The organism is Pedobacter sp. UBA5917 (genome assembly GCF_002432345.1).
Lineage (GTDB): Bacteria > Bacteroidota > Bacteroidia > Sphingobacteriales > Sphingobacteriaceae > Pedobacter.
In genome coordinates, this window is sequence record NZ_DJDT01000132.1 from 1 (window position 1) to 339 (window position 339).

Below are 339 nucleotides of genomic sequence, written 5' to 3' on the forward strand. Positions count from 1 at the left end.
GCCAGTATTTGTGCCGCGATGGAAGGTTTCACCCGTGCAATGGCGGTAGAACTGGCCCCAACAAGGGTAAATCTGGTAGCACCGGGTGTAGTTAAAACCAATTTATGGAACAGCATGAGCGAAGAAGACAGGAATAACCTGTACACTGGTGTGGGCGAAAGCCTGCCGGTAAAACGTGTAGGGGAAGCCAGCGATATTGCACAAACTTTCTTATACAACATGAAACAACAATACGCCACCGGACAGGTAATTTATGTTGATGGTGGTTCGTTGTTGGTGTAAAAATCAATGTTAGTCGGGATTAATTCCCGCCATAACGTCATTTCGACTGAAGCGCAG

The 339-nt window shown here is 46.9% G+C and carries 1 protein-coding gene; it reads left to right on the top strand.

Annotated elements, in window-relative coordinates; translation table 11 throughout:
- Positions 1 to 282: SDR family oxidoreductase (locus B2V92_RS08000; protein ID WP_293306633.1), on the top strand; the 282-nt coding region annotated here is incomplete at its 5' end.
- Between the last annotated feature and the right edge of the window lie 57 nt (positions 283 to 339).